The sequence below is a fragment of the Vicinamibacteria bacterium genome, assembly GCA_035620555.1.
Classification (GTDB): Bacteria; Acidobacteriota; Vicinamibacteria; order Marinacidobacterales; family SMYC01; genus DASPGQ01.
The window spans coordinates 1-2226 of sequence record DASPGQ010000562.1 but is presented as its reverse complement, the minus strand read 5'-3'; the positions used below and the strand labels follow the sequence as shown (position 1 = coordinate 2226).

At 59.4% G+C, this 2226-nt stretch carries 4 protein-coding genes; 2 read left to right on the top strand and 2 right to left on the bottom strand.

Annotation, left to right across the window (positions count from 1 at the left end; genetic code table 11):
• Together VEK15_22715 and VEK15_22710 are read left to right on the top strand one after the other, a co-directional pair.
• Positions 1-301: hypothetical protein (locus VEK15_22715; protein HXV63532.1), on the top strand; the 301-nt coding region annotated here is incomplete at its 5' end.
• A gap of 236 nt (positions 302-537) precedes the next feature.
• Positions 538-903 (top strand): UPF0175 family protein, encoded by a 366-nt coding sequence (locus VEK15_22710; protein ID HXV63531.1) that lies wholly within the window; start codon positions 538-540, stop codon positions 901-903.
• A gap of 291 nt (positions 904-1194) precedes the next feature.
• Here VEK15_22710 and VEK15_22705 read toward each other — a convergent pair whose 3' ends face one another.
• The gene (locus VEK15_22705) at positions 1195-1458 is read right to left on the bottom strand and encodes a hypothetical protein (protein HXV63530.1); all 264 of its coding nucleotides are present in this window, start codon (positions 1456-1458) and stop codon (positions 1195-1197) included.
• A 169-nt stretch (positions 1459-1627) separates the two neighbouring features.
• On the bottom strand, positions 1628-1828 hold the full coding sequence (locus VEK15_22700; protein ID HXV63529.1) for a DUF5678 domain-containing protein: 201 nt from the start codon (positions 1826-1828) through the stop codon (positions 1628-1630).
• Between the last annotated feature and the right edge of the window lie 398 nt (positions 1829-2226).

Sequence of the window (2226 nt, the reverse complement as noted above, 5' to 3'; positions counted from 1 at the left end):
AGGCGCCGATTGGTCGGTCTTGAACACGGAGGTTGCGAAGGAACTGGGTCTTTTCGCCGCCGATGGAGAACCGATTGCGCTTTCCACTCGATTTTGCACCGTCACCGGGTATTTGGTCCAAACGCCGGTTACGCTCTTTGCCGATGACGGCGAGTCGCTTCGACTCGACGCGACCGTCTTCGTTTCTGCCGACTGGCCGCCTCATGCAGCGACTTTTCTCGGCTACTCGGGACTTCTGGAACGCATGCGTTTCGCGGTCGACCCGCAGAACAACGAGTTCTTCTTCGGCCCCATCAAGTGAGTGGCCGTTGGGACCATTGCCGCTGCGGACGGGTCGGTCTCGCCCTGACACTCTCCGCCCGCGTGCAACGATTAGGGCTCGTTGGGTATTTCCGGCAGCACGCCCAGCTGCTCGGCTACCGAAGAGGTGTCTCTGAACGACGGCGCGTCCGTTTCGAGCGTATACCCCATGCTTTGTAGCCGCGACGGCGCTTCTCGAACATGCGGGCGAGCGTGGGAATGTGGGCTGTCGGGAGGATGTCCAAATATATCGAAGCTGGTGCAGGTACTGGAGCGGGAACTCCGTACACTGCCCAGCTTTTGCTAGGAACGCGGTTCGAGTTTGCTGAGGTAGAACGAATCAGGAAGGCGATGAGTCGAGTAAGCGTTGAAGTTCCCGACGAGGCGCTTGTCAGCCTCAAGACGGATTCGGAATCGTTTGCGCGCGAGCTCGTCCTTCAGGCGGCAGTCAAGCTCTTCGAGTTGGGCAAGCTATCGTCTGGATGGGCTGCCGAACTCGCTGGATTGTCCCGTGCGGAATTCCTGCTGGTGCTTCGGCGCTACGAGGTGGCGCCTTTCCGGGTAACACCCGAGGAATTACGCCAAGACGTCCTGAATGCCTGAACGTATCGTCGTTTGCAATACGTCTCCCCTTCTGTATCTCCGTCAAGAATCCAAACTCGAGCTTCTTGAACAGTTGTACGGTAGGGTCATGGTGCCCTGAGCGGTCGAGCGCGAGCTCCGGGTTGGTCAAGAGCGTGGCATCGATGTACCGATCGTCTCCTCCCCCGTGTTGTCTCGCGACGATCTGCTCGACATGGAAAGCGAAGTCGGAATAGATGCGCTGATGAATGCCGCAGTACTCACAACGCTCGTTAGCGCGTGCACGGACGAGGCGTCTCGTCTCCGCGTCCGTTATGGAGCGGATGCGTTAGCGCGGGACCGTGCCTTGAGCCTCATGTAGGCGACGAAGTCGATGTACTCCACGTACTTTTCGTATTCTTCGCGTTCCTCGTCGCTCAGCGACCCTTCATTGGCCTTCGTTGCAAGCACGTCCAGTCGCGGCTGAAACTCCGGGTTAGGCGTCGGAAGCTCCGCAAAATGCTTGGCCAGCTCCGGCGTGAAGCCGCGCGTCAGGTGGTCGATGAAGCGCTCGAGCGTCTCGGAGGGATTGCTCATGACTTGAGCTTATGGCGCAAAACAACCGCTATGGAGATGGCACTGGACCTCGAGCTCGCGATCTTCTTCGGGGGAAGGACGAGCCAAATACCTGGGAAAGGTAACCCGGTCCTCGGATCGCGCAAATAGTCGAGCTCGAAGCGATAGGAAACATCGGGCATCTACAGCCCTAGTCTAGTTTGGTGTGAGCAGGGTTGTGCGGCGGGACGAAGACGACCCGGGGACGGCGAATGCCTCGCGACCGAGCTTTGCTCGCCAGTTCTTCCAGGTCGCGGCCGTGCTCGACGACCGTGTCGTTCTGGATGACGACCCATTCGCCGACATAAGGATTCAGGTCGGGTGCCGGTCTTTGGTCCCTCTCACGATCCAATCGTGGCGATGTCCCTGACATACTTCCCTACTGTTTGTATTTTAGTCCCTTTCCGGCCGAGTTGCCGGACGCCGCCGGAAGCTTAAGCCCTGATTCCCGGTACGATCTTTCTCTCGGTCACGACGGCGAGCCCACCGCCAAGCTGATGTGGCCACCATGAGGGTCTTCTCTGCTCCCGGGACAGGAGGTCGTATGACTCTCTGGGAGCTTGGCGCCAACTTCCATCGACCTGTCGATTGGGATGGGACCTGTCGGGTTCCCGCCTTTGGCGGCGCGAGGGCGACTCGTGACATCCTTTCACCATGGCTAGCACAGCCACACAGAGCGAGGCGGACATCCTGTCCCGGATCATTGCCCCTGGGAACGCGACGCTGCCGTCACCGACGGCCGAGATGATT

What these genes read in the sequence shown, in the direction of transcription:
- VEK15_22705 (HXV63530.1), bottom strand. Translation starts at nt 1,458, where the DNA reads ATGAGCAATCCCTCCGAGACGCTCGAGCGCTTCATCGACCACCTGACG.
- VEK15_22710 (HXV63531.1), top strand. Translation starts at nt 538, where the DNA reads ATGTCCAAATATATCGAAGCTGGTGCAGGTACTGGAGCGGGAACTCCG.